The organism is Nocardioides renjunii (genome assembly GCF_034661175.1).
Lineage (GTDB): Bacteria > Actinomycetota > Actinomycetes > Propionibacteriales > Nocardioidaceae > Nocardioides > Nocardioides renjunii.
Map to the genome: position 1 here is coordinate 684,446 of NZ_CP141058.1, position 16,076 is coordinate 700,521.

Genomic DNA, 16,076 nt, shown 5'->3' on the forward strand with positions numbered 1-16,076 from the left:
GGCGAGGCCCGGCGGGTCACTCCGATGTCTCGCTGGGGGGGAGGAGCCCGCGTTCGAGCATCCGGTCGGCGGACGTGATGGCGTCCTGGACGAACCTGGCCGTCAGGCGGGTGTACTCCTCGACCTCGCCCGGCGACCAGCCCTGGAGGACCTCGGCGATCATCCGGTCGCCCAGGGCGTACACGCCACGGGCTGCGTTCTCCCCGTCCTGGGTGAGCGTGACCAGGGTGGCCCGGCGATCGGACGGGTCGGCCGATCGTCGCACGAGTCCGTCAGCCTCGAGCCGTCGCACGATCTTGCTGATGTAGGACGCCCCGATGTCGAGCACCTCGGCCAGGGCGGTCGGGCGCATCGGGCCCCACGCGAGGAGGTGCCGGAGCGCCTGGTGGGAGGGCTGGTCGAGCGACTCCCCTGCGCGACTCCGTGCAGCGCGCTAGCGCTCCGGCTCGTGGGTTTCACGGGGACGGACCTGGAGGTGGGCCGGCCCGTGCTGTCCGCACGATCAGTGGCATGGAACGGCTCGCTCTCGTTCAGCGCGACGATCACCAACGACGGTCCGTCGGAGGCGCGGGTGGCGATCGACTACTCGATCGGGTTCCGGCGGGCCAACGGCGCCATCCATCCCAGGACGTTCAAGCTGGCCTCGCGTCGGATCGCGCCCGGGGAGTCAGTCGTCGTGGACAAGACGCACTCCTTCCGCCCGATCAGCACCCGGAACCACTATCCGGGCGAGCACGTCGTGACAGTGCAGGCCAACGGGGTGGTGTCAGGCGAGTCGCGCTTCGTCCTCAGTCCGGACGGAACTGGCTCGACGCCGCGAAGTTCACGCTGATACGGGGGCCTGATGGCCCGACCTCCTTGGGCACCGAGTGACGCCAGTCGACCTGGCAACGGCCACCCATCACGATGAGGTCACCGGCCAGTGGCCGGAACGTCCTGCTCGGGCCGCCCGTCGTCGGCCGCACCAGGAAACGCCGCGGGGTGCCGAGACTCAGCACCGGGACGACGCACTCGCGCCGGCGCGCCGAGGCACCGTCGCCGTGCCATCCGGTGCTGTCGCGATGGGTGCGGTAGAGGTTGATCCACAGGCGGTCGTAGGTGACGCCATAGTGCGCGGTCAGCGTGCGCGCCATGTCGCGCAGCATCTCGTGGGCGTCGCCGAGGTCGCGGTGCTCGGCGGTCAGGCGGGGCTCCTCGACCCTCGTGCCGTACATCCGGCGCCACCGCTGCTGCCAATCGGCACCCGCGAGCAGGTCCCTGAACAGCTCGTCGGCACCGAGCAGCCAACCTGGAACGTGCTCCACCCAGGAGTGCGCGTCGAGCTGCACCCGGTGCGCCGTGCCGAACGTCTCGTCCACCCCGGAGACATGACGGTCGCTGCTGCCGAAGAGTGGAAGCGCGCCTTCGTCCATGGTCGCAGTCCTACCAGCCGCCACCGACAACTGGGCACCATGCTCCACGGTGTCGCGGTGTGGACCCGGGCTACGGGCTAGGGCCCGCGATCACGGCGCCGTCAACCGGCGGCCACAGGCGACTGATCGAAACAGCAGCGACTAACGTCACTTTCATGCAGCAGTCGCGGCGCGCACTCGCCCTCGTGGTCCTGAGCTGGTTCGTCGCGCCCCTGGCCCTCACCGGAGGTGCGGCGTCGGCGGAGTCGACGGGCACCCCGGCGGAGGCGCGCACGGTCCGCGTCGGGACCGAGGGGACGTACCCGCCCTTCACGTTCCACGATCCCGGAACCGACGAGCTCACCGGCTTCGACATCGAGGTCATCCGCGCCGTGGCCGACGAGGCCGGGTGGGACCTGGAGTTCGTCGAGGCGCCCTTCGACTCGATCTTCCCGGCGCTGGACGCCGGCCGGGTCGACGTGATCGCCAACCAGATCACGATCAACCCCGAGCGCGAGGCGCGGTACCTCTTCTCGACGCCCTACACCTACTCCCGCGGCGTGATCGTCACCGCCGCCGGCAATGACGACGTGAGGACGCTCGACGACATCGACGGCCTGGTGGCCGCGGAGTCCGAGACGAGCAACTGGGCGCAGGTTGCCCGCGACGCCGGCGCCGAGATCCGCGCGGTCGACCAGTTCGCCCAGGCGGCTGAGCTGCTCGTGCAGGGGCGCGTCGATGTCGTCGTCAACGACAACATCGCTGTCCTCGACTACCTCGCCTCCACGGGGTCGGACGAGATCGAGATCGTCGGCGACGCCGGCGAGGACGTCGGTCAGCAGGCGCTCACCTTTCGCCAGGACAGTCCCGAGCTGCAGCAGGAGGCCGACGACGCGCTCGCCAGGCTCGCCGACGACGGCACGCTCGCAGACATCTCGGAGGACTACTTCGGCGCCGACGTGACTGTCGAGGACGCCGCCGAGGTCACCGACGTGAGGGGCTCCGACACCCGCTCGACCGCCGAGGTCGTGCGGGGCGCAGCGTGGCCCATGCTCAAGGGACTGCTGGTCTACACGCTCCCGCTCACTGCCGCCAGCTTCGCGATCGGCCTGGTGCTGGCGCTGGTCACGGCACTGGCCAGGATGTCGTCCAACCGGCTCGTCCAGCTGCCCGCCCGCGTCTACATCTCCGCGATCCGCGGCACCCCGCTCCTGGTCCAGCTCTTCATCGTGTTCTACGGCCTCGGCCAGATCGGGCTGACGATCCCGCCTGTGCCCGCCGCCATCATCGCGCTCAGCCTCAACGTCGGCGGCTATGCCGCTGAGATCATCCGCGGCTCGATCCTGTCCGTCCCACGCGGGCAGTACGAGGCAGCCACCACGATCGGCATGCGCTACCCGCAGCTGATGCGTCGGATCGTGCTGCCGCAGGCCGCGCGGATCGCGGTGCCGCCGCTGTCCAACACCCTGCTCTCGCTGATCAAGGACACCTCGCTGGCCTCGGTCATCCTCGTGCCCGAGCTGCTGAGACAGGCGATCAACGCCGCGTCGCCGAGTGCGGACTTCATGCCGCTCTACCTCTTCGCGGCGCTCTACTACTGGATTGTCTGCTTCATCGTGGCGCAGGCGCAGGAGCCGCTGGAGCGGCGACTCGGGAGGTACGCAGCGTGAGCACCACGCCACTGATCGAAGCCCACGGGCTGCGCAAGGCCTTCGGCGACAACGTCGTGCTCAGGGGCGTCGACCTCAGCGCCGACGACGGGACCGCCACCGCCCTCATCGGTCCTTCGGGCTCAGGCAAGACGACGATCCTCCGCTCCCTCAACGTCCTCGAGGTGCCGGACAGCGGGACCGTACGCATCGCTGACGCGACCGTCGACTTCGGCGACACCTCTGTCGACCGATCCACCCGGCGCGCCGAGGTGAACGCGCTGCGCTCGCACAGCGGCATGGTCTTCCAGTCGCACCACCTCTTCCCGCACAAGACCGTCCTGCAGAACCTGCTCGAGGGGCCGGTCCAGGTACAGGGCCGCGAGGTCGAGGAAGCCACCGCCGACGCCCGCCGGCTGCTCGAGCAGGTCGGCCTCGACGGCCGCGAGGACCAGTACCCCTCGCAGCTCTCCGGAGGCCAGCAACAGCGCGTCGGCATCGCCCGCGCGCTCGCCCTCAACCCGAAGGTCGTGCTGCTCGACGAGCCCACCTCCGCGCTCGACCCCGAGCTGGTCGGCGAGGTGCTGGCTGTCATCCGCGACCTGGCGACCTCGGGCTGGACCCTCATGATCGTCACCCATGAGATCCGCTTCGCCCGCGACGTCGCCGACCAGGTGCTGTTCCTCGACGGCGGCGTCATCGCCGAGCAGGGCGGCGCCGAAGTGCTCCACGACCCGCAGCAGGAGCGCACGAAGCAATTCCTGCGGCGGGTGCTCGAGCCGGGCTGAACAACCCGTCCCGCAGGTGCCGCAATGCGGTTGACCTCCCGACATGTCCGGAGAGCTCGTCCTGGTGCTGACGCCACTCGTGTTGGTCGTGCTGATCCTCCGGACTCTGTTGGCACTCCGTTCTTGCGTAGAGAGGCGGATCGAACCCGCAGGGGGACCGGACTATCCCGCCGCCGCATCGCGGCGGTAGGACGCCTCAACCGAGTGTCGCGCCGCTTCGTTCAGGAGCGTGCGCTGGCCGACGCGCGTGAGCAAGGCCCGGCCGGCCGTGCCGGCAAAGTCGCCCCGACTGGGCGGTTTCCTTGATCCAATGGGGCTCGTGACAGGTGAAACCTCTACGCAGTCCGACGGGCTGATTCGCCTCAACCTGCGTCCCCCGACCATGGGCAGCGGCCGTCACGCGCCGTGGGTACAGGTGGACGGAGTCCAAGTTCCCGTCAGGGTCGGAGACAACTTGCTTAAGGTCTCCGCCGGCCCGCACTTGGTGCAGGTTGCGCCGCGGTGGGACCCCGCCCGCGTCCGTGAGCTCGACGTCCACGTCAGCCCGGGAGCTGTCGTCCCGGTGTTCTACGCGGACCCGCCATCGCGGTTCTTCGGCGGCAGTCTGGGCACGAGGCACCGACAGGACTGGGCACTTCGATGCCTGCAAACATGGGGCGTGCTGATCGTCCTCACCATGCTGGTCGGGTACCTCCGCGGCTGACGCCGCTAGAAACAGCTCGGTGCCAGATCCGTGCACTCAACGCGGCAGATGCGGGCGAGCGCAGCCGCCCTCAATGCGGCCATGTGCGGATGTTGCGTCTGGCACGATTCGCGGGTGAGCCGTGCGTACTGCGAGGAAGTTGCTGGGCAGTTGCGCGGGCTCCTCGTCCGACTTGGCGACCGTCTCCTGGGCAAGGACGTGACGCTCGTCGGCGAGTTCATCGACGCAAACGAACTCGGCCTGGCGTGAACAGGTGGCGGACGGGCTCAGCGAGGACGATCAGCCGCTGTCTACTGACGAGCGTGCCGACACGCTGGCCCTTGTCGTGCGAATGGAGATGGACGACCGGGTGCCTAGGGCGCTCGCCTTTCGTCCGGCCCGATAGGCAGTCACGCGCTCATCGGCAGTGGTCGTTCGCACCGGGGCCGACAGGCGGCAAATGACACACATCGTCGAAGGCATGGATGGTGCCTGTCTCGGTTGCTCGTGGCGTCATAGGAGGGGCAGCGGGACACGCGCCTTAAGGGCCGACACTCTCCGGGTCCATGCGCGTCGTCGCCGCCTATCTGTGACCTCGGCCTGTGTGGTCGGCCGCGTCTGGTCCAGAATCACGTGGTGCTCGGCGTGACGGATCCTTTTGCCGTCCGTGTGGACCTCGCTGAGGTGGGCAGTCGCTAGCTGCGTTGAAATCGATGCCGACCCCTCCCTGCCCACCCCAGCTTGACCTGTCGCCCGGCGCAGAGTCAGATGGTGGCTCGGCCGACATTGGCCAGTCGCCGGCGCTGCACGCTCACATGCACACTGAACCTCTTGCTTGGGTCACCGTTAAGCGGGTTGTTGTCGTTGGTTCCCAGCCACAGACTGCGCACGGCTGCGCGCGGGTGACCGATCGTCCAGTCGCCCCCCGAGCCAATGTAAAACCAGTCGTTGTTCCCGCCAACCATGGCGCCATCCCAGGCACCGGCCAAACAGAACGGATGGTTGCGGGGCAGAGGGTAGCCGCTACCGCTTGGCTGCGCCCATGTGGTCCATCCATCCGGCCCGTAGTCGCCGGTAAATGCGACCCCTGACCAGTTCACACCGCTCGCACGGATATGGAGCTGGTCCCCGTTCGCTACAAGGATTCCTGTAGATCGTGGACCGCCACCAGGCCCGTCCCAAACGTAGTAGGTCGTTGACGGCACGTCACGGCCCTGCGCTGCGACGACTTCCTCGTACTGAGAGGTCTGGTTGATCGCTACGACGTTCCTTGTCCCGCAGTGCCTGGCTTGGTAACGCAGAGGGACTCCGGGGTTGTCCTTGGTCAAGGTCCCGCCACCCGTGATCCAGTCGGCTAGGTGGTTGACAGGGTCAAGGACGACGCTGTTCGCCGCCTCGCCTGCTCCGCCTACGACTGTGACCTGGACCCGGGACTGCTGCAATGTCTCCTTCTGCTCCGTTGTCAGGTTGAAACTGCCCTTAATCCCGGCATTAATCGCGGCCTCGAGCGTGACGATCATCTCGTTGGCGGATTTCGTCCCCGTCATGGTGACGAGCAGCATTCGACCGTAGTCAATCTCGGCCAGGTAGACCGGCGGATTGGATGTGGGCGCTACCTGCTCTACCTGGTCGACCGTGACGCCTTCGGCGAAAAAGGTACTCGGCGCGTCGTCTGGAGTGAACGCAGCGCGGTAGAAGACCTGCCGATAGAAGACCATCACGCTGGTCTGCTCGACGTCGTGCGTCAGCGAGGCCTTCAGATCGACAGACGCTGGCCCGTAACTGAATGACACACCCATCCTCACCAGACCGTGCTCTGTTGTGCGTACTTCGTGCTTGTCGAAGGTCACGTCTGCGGCACCGTCTTGAGGATTGAGATCGGCGAGCAACTGGGTCCTCGCGTCCTGCATCGCCGCGAGGTCGACTTTGTCGACCGCGACGCTGGCCGAGCGTGGCGCCCCGCCCTGCACGAAGTCCGTCGTGATCGTGAGTGTGCCACCCGAGCGCTTTAGCCCGCCCGCGATGGGCGCCAGCCGCCCGGTTGCCAGGCTCGTACCCTGCAGCACGGCGCCGGGGTACAGGATGTCGGTAACCGGGGCGAGCACCCACGGGTGGTCGTTGCTGGTCACCAGATTCGCCGCCTCACGCGAAAGGTCATACGCGACCCCGTTGACCGTGGTCGTCCTCGGCGGAAGGGGCGTGTGGTCATTGACCGGCGGGTTGGTGGTGAAGTCGGGCAGCGACCGAAGGTAGGCATCGACGGCCTGACTGTCGCGGACTGACGGGACGGGCGCCCCGAGCGGGATGGCCTTCATGTCGTCCGCGGCTATCAACTTGACCGCATCCTCCCCGCCGAATTGGCCTTCGAGGGTGTCGGCGTCCGGGATCTTGTGCCGCTTATGCGACAGCATCACGAAGGTGTCGGCGCCGCTCTCGCTGCGGTACACGCGGTTATCGGTCCTCGACGGGATCGGAGTCCCGTGAGGGATGGACCGCAAGACCTTGTCCGTGACGGCGCGGACCGCCTTCATCCCGTCGGGTGTGAGAGCCGACAGCGTCACGAGGTCCGGAATCAACCTGCGCTTCCCGGCAGTCACGCGAAAGACGCGCGGCGACCTCGGACCAACGATGAAGGTCCCGTCTGGCGGCTTGGCTCCTCGCGCGACCGGCACGGCACTGATGTGGAGAGCGGCTGCGAGTTCCGGGTCGGAGCTGTGGATTGCGAGGCCATCCGCCGCGCTTTCGAGATCTGCGGTCTGCGGGGCGTAGGCGGCTTCTTGATCGGTGGGCATGACTATCTCCTTTGAGGTCAGGCGTTGGGGGAAATGGTGGAACTGGCGGGGTCGGATGCACCCAGAAGGTCCTGAAACCTTCGGAGGACCTTGTCCGTGAAAAGTCCGGCGAGTGCGCCTGCGGTGGTGAGCACGGTGACGCCTGCGGTGGAGGTGGTGGTGTCGCCGATGCTGACGAGCCCAGCGCTGATGGCGACAACGACGATGGCGCCCAAGAGGGCGGACCACACGGGCCGGAGCAAGTACCACCAGACGAAGCCCTGCTCGAGATTTTCGTGGCCAGCGCGCTGAGAGAAGACCTGGCTCTGTTGAATGAGGCTTCCCACTAGTCCTGCGACGGCACCCAACAGGAGCAGGCTCATGTCAAGGCTGATTTCGACGTCCAGGCCCCACTGTGCGAGCAGGGGTTCGGTCGCGATGGCGCCTGGTGGCGCCGCCTCTTGTGCTGCGACGAGCCTCTCGGAAAGGCCGTAAGCGCCGACGAGTGCGAGGAGGGCGGCCACTCCCGCCGCGGCGTTTGCTGCACCTACGACGCGCCTCGTTGCGGTTGGCATGGCGCGTGCAGAGCGTGAAGGTGGGCCACTAGGGATGTTCGCGTCTTCATCCGCCATTGAGATGACCGAGGCGGAAAGAGTTTCGGTTGTCATGCTGACCTCCTGAGTGTGTTGTTTGGGATTACGAGGGAATGCTTCGACGGGGGAGGTGCGCGGGCCTGATTGCTGACCGCTGAGGAATGCCTGCGGGTCCTGAAGCCAGACCACGACTGAGCGGCGCGCGGTGGAGAGCGTGATGCCGCAGCGTGGGCAGTGCTTGCGGTCAACTGCGTACAAGTCCTGCCCGCATGCGCACGTTGGCAGTTGGCTCAATGCGGCGCCGCGGCCAGTCGGGACGGCCGTCGTGGTGACGAATGCAGAATTGGCTGCCGTGTCGGCCGCCCGCGGGTCCCCGTTCGTGGTGCCTGCGCGCCCGGCGGAAGAGGGTTGAGTGATCATGACGTAGTCCTGGGTCGTCGTCGTTCGGACTTAACGGCCGGCTTGAAGAACCTGAACGCCGCGAGCGGTAGCGGGAAGCGGCCGCGGGGCACTGCGCTCGAAGGTCGGCGGGCGGCTCGCTGGTTACCTCGGACAACTAGGGCTCTAGTGCGCTGCTCGGCGTCGCGGAGCCGGTCGTCGACGGTGTGGCGGGCGAGGGTGAGGGCCATTTCTGGGTTGCTGTTGAGCGGGTTCATAAGGTGCTCCCGGTATCTGTGCGGTGCGATGACCGAATGTGTTGTCCAAGCCCGAGCTGCTGGTGCACCGAAGGGCTAGAACACTTCGGCGTTCCTTTGCGATGTGTACTTCTGCCCCCGGGCCCCTAGGTCCGGTGCGTGGCTTGAGACTGGTGCGGCGCCGCAAAGGCAGCGCAAACTAGTGGTGGTTGCCGCCGCACGGAGTCGGTGGCAACCGCGACTGGGAGCCAACGGTGGTTAGTGGCGCAAGCTGGGCAAACGCCAGCCAGGCGGTCATGGTCCGCCTGCTTGGCCCGTTGGTGATCTCGCGCCGAGATGGTGACCATTTGGTGGCGGGTCGGCAACAGCGCGCCGTGCTCGCCTTGCTAGCGCTCAGGCTCGGCCACGTAGTACCCGCGGACGAGCTGGTCGAGCAGGCATGGCCCGAAGCCCCGCCGGCTACCGCCGCGGCTGCACTCCGTGTCCACATCGCACGGCTGCGTCGTACGTTGGTGCCCGAAGACGACTGCCCTGACCCCCTGCCACACCAAGTAACTGGTTACGTCCTCAATCCCACTACAGTCACCACTGACGTCGCCGAGTTTGTGAGCAGGGTTGAGCGGGCCCGCGCCGACCTCAGCGTCGGCGACGATGTCTCGGCGGCGCAGAATTTCCGCGGCGCCTTGGAGCTTCGCCGCGGCCGAGTGCTTTTGGGCCTGGACGAGCTGGTGGCCGTACGGGAGCAGGTGGAACACCTCGAGGAGGTTCTCCAATCGGTCGAGGAAGAACTGCTCGACGTGCGTCTGGCCCAAGGTGACCACGCTGCCGTGTGCGCCGATGCGGCCGCTTTGGTCGCTCAGTCTCCGTTCAGGGAACGGAGGACCCGTGCATTGATGCTGGCTCTCTACAGAAGCGGACGTCAGGCGGACGCCCTCGCCGCGTGCGCCCGGACGCGTCAGCGGTTGGCCGACGAGCTGGGCGTCGACCCCGGCCCGGAGCTCCAAGAGCTCGAAGGCGCCGTTCTCCGGCAGGAGGCGCATCTCGGTTGGGCACCGCGGGTCGCGCCACCTGCCGGGCTGGTCGCAGCGCGACAATCCGGCCCGGCGGTGTCGGAGGCCCTTCGCGACCTTGTCGGCGCACGGCTTAGCGAACTTCCGGATCCAGCCAAGCAGGTCGTGGTGCTCTCGGCGCTGCTGGGCGACTTTGCCGACGACGCCGTCCTTGCGGCGGCGACGCGCCTGGAGCTCGGCGACCTCGGGCGCGCTATCAGGCTGGGTCAGGATTCCGGGCTGCTGGGTGACAGCGAGGGACAACGTGTCCGGCCGAGTCGTCGTAACCTCGCCGAGGCCGTTCTCGCCGTCGTGGACGCACGCGAGCGGGAGCAACTGCACATCGCTGCCGCGGAGGGCCTCGAGCGGGTGTTCGGCGAGACTGGCCTGGTTCCGGCGGCACAGCACCTCGTCGCAGCGGGGCGTTCAGCGAACCCAGCCAGGACCGCTGGCGTGGGGGTCTTGGCCGCCGAACATTGCCTACGGAAGGGGTCCCCCGAGGAAGCCGTGGACATCTGCGGGACCGTGCTCGAGGCCCTCGGTCATCAGACACCTCCCAAGTTCAGGGTCGATCTGCTCACCACACTCGCGTGCGCAGAGGCATCGCAGGGGCACATGGAGGTCGCGGAACGCACGTGGCGGACCGCCCTCGAGGAGGCACGCCAAATCGCGGACCCCGAGCGGTTCGCCCTGGCTGTGCTTGCCCATGCTTGGGCGCGTCGGACGATGCTTTCGCGTGGTCAGGAGGCCCAGCTGTTGCATGAAGCGCTGGCGAGGCTCGGCCCGGCTGCAAGCGCGCTCCGCATCAGACTCTCGAGCGCTCTGATCGGGGAGGCCGCCGCACGCGGTCAGATCGCCGAGGTCGAGCACCTGGCCGATGAGGTCCGCGAGGCCGCGGAAGCGGTGGGAGACTCTCTCGCGCTTGTAACCGCACTCTACGCCGAGCACGTGATGATGCGTCCGACTCCGCGCCTGAGCAGTCGTCGGGAAGTGGCTCGGCGATTGGAGGACGAGGCAGCGAGCCTAGGGGACCCCTACTGGTCCGGAGCGGCTCGAATGGCCAGGCTCTACGACGAGTTCGTGGAGGGTGACGCCGACGCTGTCGACCTGTCGATCAGGGAGCTTGGCCGATGGGCGGAGCAGTCCCAGTCGCCCCGCTTGACCTGGCACAATCTGCTGGCCAGAACGACGTTGCTCCGCCTGTCGGGGGACTATGCGGCGGCAGACCAATGTGCCGAACGTGCCCTGCTCCACGGAGTGGCCTTCTCGATAGCGGATGCGGCGCCAGCTAGCCTCATCCACCGATTTCTCGCCGACCTAGAGACCTCGACTGTCGCTCCACTGCTGTCCGTCGTCGAGCCGTATACAAGGCAGCAGCCTGACAACGCACTCGGTAATGCGGCTCTGGCGATCGCGGCCGTGCAAGCTGGACGCCTCGAGCTGGCGCAGTCGGCCGCCGATGCCGTCATAGCTGCGATTCGTGGCTCAGTAGGTGACGAGAGCACCCCGCTGGCTCTCGCACTGCTGGCCGAGGCCGAGCTCGCCGGTGCTGGCTTGCGCCATATTGAGGAGCTCACCCAGACGCTGGCGCCATACACCGGTCAGTTCATCGTGTTCGGGCAGGTCACAGGATCCCGTGGTCCCGTCGACCGGATCCTCGGGCGGTTGACCGCGTCCGCGGGCGAGCCAGATTCGGCCCTTATTCTGCTCCGATCAGCCGAGGAGCAGTGCCGGCGGGCCTCGTGGTGGCCCTGGGTCGTCCAGTGCGTGACAGATCGCGTCGTCGTCCTGCGAGACCTCGGGCGAACCCCCGAGGCGGAGGAGCTTGCAGCCCAGTCGCGGCCGGCCGCAGCCAGACTAGGATTGCTCAACTGTGCCGCTGTGCTAGAAGATCGCCCACACAGTCGCTAGTCATCACGTTGCAGCCGGCCCTGAACGAGACGAGTGCCTGCACGACATAGATTCCTCACCAAAGGGTTCGACCCTTTGAGTAATTCGGCTGGTTTGCCACTAGTTAACCGGGTGGAGTTCGCGACTGGGCGATGTCTGCACGACGACGTGGGCGCCCCGCCTCGTCGAACAGGTAGAAGCCGCTCATTGACCGGGGCGCCTCATGGTGCTTTCGTGAGAAGACCCGAGATTCAGCGGGTGACGGCCGTGCTTCCCGTCGGGTGCAAGGATCGAGGTCATCACATGCCAGACGCGACGGTGCTGCTCACCGACGACCCTGATCGCTTTCGGGCGCAGGTCAGACCTGGCGACCTACTACTATTCGACTCCACCTCGTGGATCGCTGGCCTCACGAAATGGGCCGACGCAGCACCGTTCAACCACGTGTCTCTTGCCCTCAATCAGGACTACCTAATCGAGGCAAACAGACAAGCCCCGGAGCCGTGCGACATCGCGGATCACAGGCTGGCGCCTGCTGCGAATCAGGCGGTACGGAAGGTGTGCCTACACCGGCGCCTGGCCGCGCACGGGATCTCGGCCATCACCCTTCTTCGGCCCGTCGACAGGCCGGACAGTCTAGATCCGGTCCTACGGAGAGCCGAGGCATTCCTTGACGAGGGGGACCTGTTCTCCGTTGTGGACCTTGCTCTAATCGGGCAGCAGCGGTTTCTCATTAATTACCGGGACGAGCTGTACAAACACCGGCTGGCGTTCAAGCTGCTGACTGCACTGTCTACCGTCATGCTCGGCAGCATAGGTGACGGCGAGCGCAGCTTGAGTTGCTCTGAGTTCGTCTACCGGTGTTTCACCGAGGCAGACACAACGCCCCCGCGCCGAGGAGTATGGGTGCCCCCCTCGCCGACGAACGACGCACGAGACGTCGGGCTTAGCGCGGATCCTGACCTGTTCATGAGCGGCCCGACTGCCGCCACGTTGGACCAGCCGAATGCCGGTGTTCCGGAGCACCCTCTGGCTAGTCCAGTCCGTAACCGCGGTGTTGCTGGGCCAGAAGACGATCCTGTCGCGAAAGTTCCAGGTGCGCCGCTGGACCCGTGGGAGGTCTTTTCAAGGCTCGGCGGAGGGATCAACGCTGAGGAACTTCCACTGACCGAACTCGCCCAGATCGACCTTTCCCTTATTGCCGAGGTGGACGAAGAGGCAGAAGCGCAGACCGACGCAGTGCTTAGTGCCGAGTTGGATGCGGCGGGTGCGGCATACGACGCGGCCTTTGGGGCGGGCCTCGACGCCGGAGCGCTCCGTGATGCGGCCGCGCGAGTGGACCTGGTAATGGGGTTGCATGTGAGTGAGTTGTGGGCGCGGCTCGCCCGCCGAAACCTTCTAGCATCGCACCCGGGCGAGCCGGGGTGGGTAGATCAAGCGGGTCTTTCAAACGCGAACCGAGTTTCCCCGGCGGATTTTGCCCGTTCTGCGCAGTTCACCCGCTGCGCCGTCTTGACTCGCGACCACCAAGTCGTCACCGGCACCCAAACTCCTTAGCGCGCTCGCGCACGGTGCGCTCTCACACGCACGGTTCTTGCTTCTGATCGGGCTGCTGCTGTTGCGCCGCTGGTCATCCTCAACGACCGCCATCGGGCGATCGCGGAACTTAGGGTTGCCATCTAAACCTGACTCCTGCGAACCCCATTGCCGTGTAACCGGCCGGAGCCGAGACTCACTTTGCCGAGTCAACTTGAGCGTGTTTCCCGGAACGGCCGCCGTGACCGGCGCCCTAGCTGTACTGATCGGTGAGGTTGGTCAACCTGGTGATGGGGGCTGACCCGCCGATCGCGGTGTGGGGCCGGTGGTGGTTGTACTCGTGGAGCCATGCTGGCAGAGCTGCTCTGCGGGCTGACTCGGAGTTGTAGAACTTCTTGAAGGCCCAGCCGTCGGCCATGGTGCGGTGGAAGCGTTCGATCTTGCCGTTGGTCTGTGGTCGGTAGGGACGCGTCTTCTTTGCGGTGATGGCGAGATCGGCGCAGGTCTCGCGCCACAAGTGGCTGCGATAGGCGCTGCCGTTGTCGGACAGGACGCGTTCGACCACGACGCCGCGCGCGGCGAACCAGGCGACGGCTCGGCAGAGCACCCCGGCCGCGGTGGCGGCCGTCTCGTCGTCGTGGACTTCGGCGTAGGCGATGCGGGAGTGGTCGTCGATGACGGTGTGCACGAACGCGGTTCCGACCTTCGGCTGCCGGTAGGCGTTGCTGATCCCGGTGCGGTTGCGGGTCGCGATCCGGTTCTGATCGCCTTGGTGTCGTCCCAGGTAGCGCCAGCCGCCGCCGTCGGGGATGTTGCCGAGCTTCTTCACGTCGACGTGGATCAGCGATCCGGGGTGATCGTGCTCGTAGCGCCGGGTCGGTTCACCGGTCGCGCGGTCGACATGGGTGAGTCGGTTGAGTCGGCACCGGACCAGCACCTTGTGGACCGTTGACGGTGCCAGACCGACGCGGTCCGCGATCTGCACCGGCCCGAGCCGGTGCTTCCACCGCAGGTGCACGATCTTGCGCACCACCGGCTGCGGCACCTGGTTCGGGGAGCGGTGCGGGCGCGACGAGGCGTCGTTCATGCCAGCCGGCCCGAGCCGGCGATAGCGGTCGGCCCATCGCTTCGCGGTAGGCCATGACACGTCGTATCGCTCGGCGGCTCGAGCGATGGGCCAACCGTGATCGACGGCCAGGCGCGCGAGCCGAAGACGGGCGCGAGGGGTGAGTGCGGCGTTAGCGTGGGACACGAAGACCTCCAGGGTGGGGAGCGGTTCCTAGACAGCTCCACTCCACGCCCGGAGGTCTTCGCCTTCCAAGCTCATTCAGATCGTGTCGTCACACGATCTGGACCAACGTGCCCGATCAGTACACCTAGCCGTCCTCGCCGGGCTCAGGTCGAATGAGTGTCCAGACGCACATACGAATAAGTGGTCATCTGCATGCGGATTCGAAACACGGCGCTGACACGCGGCGCAATGTCGCGCCCCGGACGGTACGCGGCGCAATGTCGCGGCCCGGGACGGTACGCGGCGGTTAGACGCGCGCAGGAGTCGCCGCGGCCACGTTTGGAAGTCCGCGAGGCGCAGTGCCGCGTCCGACGGGCCTGAGCCCGCCCGCCCTGTCGGAGGCACTGCCTAGAGTCCTGCACGTGAGCTACGTGCAGATCGGAACCAGTCGGGTACGCCTTGAAAAGTGGGAGGACATCCTTCTCGCTGTTGGTGAGGGCCTGCTCGACGAACGTTCCTACTGCGAACTCAAGAAGGGTCTCCCGCCGCCCGGGCAGAACACTGAAGTCTCACGCGACTTGGCCTCCTTCACCGTCGAAGGAGGGGTGATGGTTTATGGGATTAGCGACGCCGGCGCTGGGAAGGCAGGAGAGGTCGTCGGCATCACCGACCCCGAATCTGCTAAGACCCGACTGGTCGGGATCGCCATGGGCAAGGTTTCTCCCGCGATGGTCTGCGACGTGCGTGTCGTCATGGATCCCGACGATTCGGCACGCGGGTGCGTGATCGTTGAAATTCCGCCCTCCCCTATCGCTCCCCATCAGGCCGATGAGCGGTATTGGGGGCGGTCCTCCGAAGGCAAGCGGGTCCTACCCGAACCGCACGTCGCCAACATCTTCGCTACGCGACGCAATCGCGACGATGGGCTGAACGAGCACCTGCTCGGTCTTGCCGGAACTTTCGACCCTGTCCCTGCGCGGGATCGCTCCCATGGACACCTCTACTTCACCGCCGTCCCGCTCACGCCACCGGTGGGACCGCCTCCGTGGGATCACAATAAGCGGCCGATGGAACTGGCGGTCGAGGCCCGATTCCCTGCCCACGAGTACGGCGGGGGCGACTTAACATCGCTTAACTACACCGAGACACACCCTCGGGGAATTATGGCGACGTCTGTGTCGGACCGCGAACTCGATGAGCTGTACGCCAAGCGATTGCTGATCCGTGACACCGGCGGGGTCGACTTCGCGGCAGGACTTGGCACCCGCAGTCGGTACACGGGTGGCAACCGTCCCGAAGCCACGGTGGTGCCGCTCAGCGTCGTCCTTATCCACGTCGACCAGTGTGTCCGTCTAACCGCGCACGTTGCCCGACTGCGAAGCGACAGCGGCACCTGGCACTTGGGTGTCCATATGACATCGCTTCTCGGCGTTCCGTCCGGGGCCGCACTCGACGAGAGGTCGTTCGAGCGTGCGGCGAAGTATCCCGAAGAGACCTTCACGAACGACGTGTATGCACCGGCAAGCGAGATGAGCGACTCGCCGCAGCGCGTCGTTGAGGCACTGATGACCCCGCTGGCGCGTGGTCTCGGGGCGCTGCGCGCCTTTCCCTATGAATCTCCCGTCGAGTTCATGCGACGCAATGTCTAAGACCGGCGAGGGGCTTGATAAACGAGCACGGAGGCATCGCGCGCTGGCTCAACCGCGCGCGATTCGCGTCCTCGGGCGGTCAAACCGCTGGTTGGCGTTGATGGGCCGACAGGCGGCGGAAGAACTCAACGGCCCCCGAGTCTGATACGGCAGCATCCTTGAAGAAGCCACAAGCTTGACGATGGCTCAAGAATGCGCTTCCTACGCGGCTG

11 protein-coding genes and 2 pseudogenes are annotated in these 16,076 nt (G+C 66.6%); 8 read left to right on the top strand and 5 right to left on the bottom strand.

The window, feature by feature from the left end:
* Window positions 1-16 precede the first annotated feature (16 nt).
* A pseudogene (locus SHK17_RS03225) lies at window positions 17-385 on the bottom strand (MarR family winged helix-turn-helix transcriptional regulator); the annotation flags it as partial.
* A 102-nt stretch (window positions 386-487) separates the two neighbouring features.
* Between SHK17_RS03225 and SHK17_RS03230 the strand changes: the two are divergent.
* Complete coding sequence (locus tag SHK17_RS03230) at window positions 488-832, top strand: hypothetical protein (RefSeq protein WP_322921056.1); 345 nt, start codon at window positions 488-490, stop codon at window positions 830-832.
* On the opposite strand, the gene SHK17_RS03235 is transcribed toward SHK17_RS03230, so the two are convergent.
* Complete coding sequence (locus SHK17_RS03235; protein ID WP_322921057.1) at window positions 789-1,412, bottom strand: alpha-ketoglutarate-dependent dioxygenase AlkB; 624 nt, start codon at window positions 1,410-1,412, stop codon at window positions 789-791. The genes SHK17_RS03230 and SHK17_RS03235 overlap by 44 nt on opposite strands.
* A gap of 155 nt (window positions 1,413-1,567) precedes the next feature.
* On the opposite strand from SHK17_RS03235, the gene SHK17_RS03240 reads away from it, so the two are divergent.
* The 3 genes from SHK17_RS03240 (at window position 1,568) to SHK17_RS03250 (ending at window position 4,780) form a co-directional block, all read left to right on the top strand.
* A complete protein-coding gene (locus SHK17_RS03240) occupies window positions 1,568-3,061 on the top strand; it encodes an ABC transporter substrate-binding protein/permease (protein ID WP_322921058.1) in 1,494 nt (497 codons plus the stop codon).
* Window positions 3,058-3,828: an amino acid ABC transporter ATP-binding protein gene (locus SHK17_RS03245; RefSeq protein ID WP_322424979.1), complete on the top strand. Its 771-nt coding sequence runs from the start codon at window positions 3,058-3,060 to the stop codon at window positions 3,826-3,828. Before SHK17_RS03240 ends, SHK17_RS03245 begins: the two co-directional genes overlap by 4 nt.
* 817 nt (window positions 3,829-4,645) lie before the next feature.
* Window positions 4,646-4,780, top strand: a complete 135-nt coding sequence (locus SHK17_RS03250; RefSeq protein ID WP_322921059.1) for a hypothetical protein — start codon at window positions 4,646-4,648, stop codon at window positions 4,778-4,780.
* A gap of 494 nt (window positions 4,781-5,274) precedes the next feature.
* Here SHK17_RS03250 and SHK17_RS03255 read toward each other — a convergent pair whose 3' ends face one another.
* On the bottom strand, window positions 5,275-7,302 hold the full coding sequence (locus tag SHK17_RS03255; protein WP_322921060.1) for a thiol-activated cytolysin family protein: 2,028 nt from the start codon (window positions 7,300-7,302) through the stop codon (window positions 5,275-5,277).
* Window positions 7,303-7,319: 17 nt separating this feature from the next.
* Window positions 7,320-8,294 carry a hypothetical protein gene (locus SHK17_RS03260; RefSeq protein WP_322921061.1) on the bottom strand — a complete coding sequence of 325 codons (975 nt, stop codon included), beginning with the start codon at window positions 8,292-8,294 and terminating at the stop codon, window positions 7,320-7,322.
* A gap of 511 nt (window positions 8,295-8,805) precedes the next feature.
* Between SHK17_RS03260 and SHK17_RS21160 the strand changes: the two are divergent.
* The 3 genes and pseudogenes from SHK17_RS21160 to SHK17_RS03270 all read left to right on the top strand — a co-directional run.
* Window positions 8,806-9,021, top strand: a pseudogene (locus SHK17_RS21160) (winged helix-turn-helix domain-containing protein); the annotation flags it as partial.
* Window positions 9,022-11,469: a BTAD domain-containing putative transcriptional regulator gene (locus SHK17_RS03265; protein ID WP_405030403.1), complete on the top strand. Its 2,448-nt coding sequence runs from the start codon at window positions 9,022-9,024 to the stop codon at window positions 11,467-11,469.
* A 213-nt stretch (window positions 11,470-11,682) separates the two neighbouring features.
* Window positions 11,683-13,005 carry a hypothetical protein gene (locus SHK17_RS03270; protein WP_322921063.1) on the top strand — a complete coding sequence of 441 codons (1,323 nt, stop codon included), beginning with the start codon at window positions 11,683-11,685 and terminating at the stop codon, window positions 13,003-13,005.
* A gap of 232 nt (window positions 13,006-13,237) precedes the next feature.
* Here the strand turns inward: SHK17_RS03270 and SHK17_RS03275 are convergent, their stop codons facing one another.
* The gene (locus SHK17_RS03275; RefSeq protein WP_322921064.1) at window positions 13,238-14,236 is read right to left on the bottom strand and encodes an IS481 family transposase; all 999 of its coding nucleotides are present in this window, start codon (window positions 14,234-14,236) and stop codon (window positions 13,238-13,240) included.
* Between the two features lie 401 nt (window positions 14,237-14,637).
* On the opposite strand from SHK17_RS03275, the gene SHK17_RS03280 reads away from it, so the two are divergent.
* The gene (locus tag SHK17_RS03280) at window positions 14,638-15,864 is read left to right on the top strand and encodes an AlbA family DNA-binding domain-containing protein (protein WP_322921065.1); all 1,227 of its coding nucleotides are present in this window, start codon (window positions 14,638-14,640) and stop codon (window positions 15,862-15,864) included.
* Window positions 15,865-16,076 lie beyond the last annotated feature (212 nt).

Coding starts and splice junctions, on each gene's coding strand:
- SHK17_RS03235 (WP_322921057.1), bottom strand. CDS start 1,412: ATGGACGAAGGCGCGCTTCCACTCTTCGGCAGCAGCGACCGTCATGTC.
- SHK17_RS03240 (WP_322921058.1), top strand. CDS start 1,568: ATGCAGCAGTCGCGGCGCGCACTCGCCCTCGTGGTCCTGAGCTGGTTC.
- SHK17_RS03255 (WP_322921060.1), bottom strand. CDS start 7,302: ATGCCCACCGATCAAGAAGCCGCCTACGCCCCGCAGACCGCAGATCTC.
- SHK17_RS03260 (WP_322921061.1), bottom strand. CDS start 8,294: ATGATCACTCAACCCTCTTCCGCCGGGCGCGCAGGCACCACGAACGGG.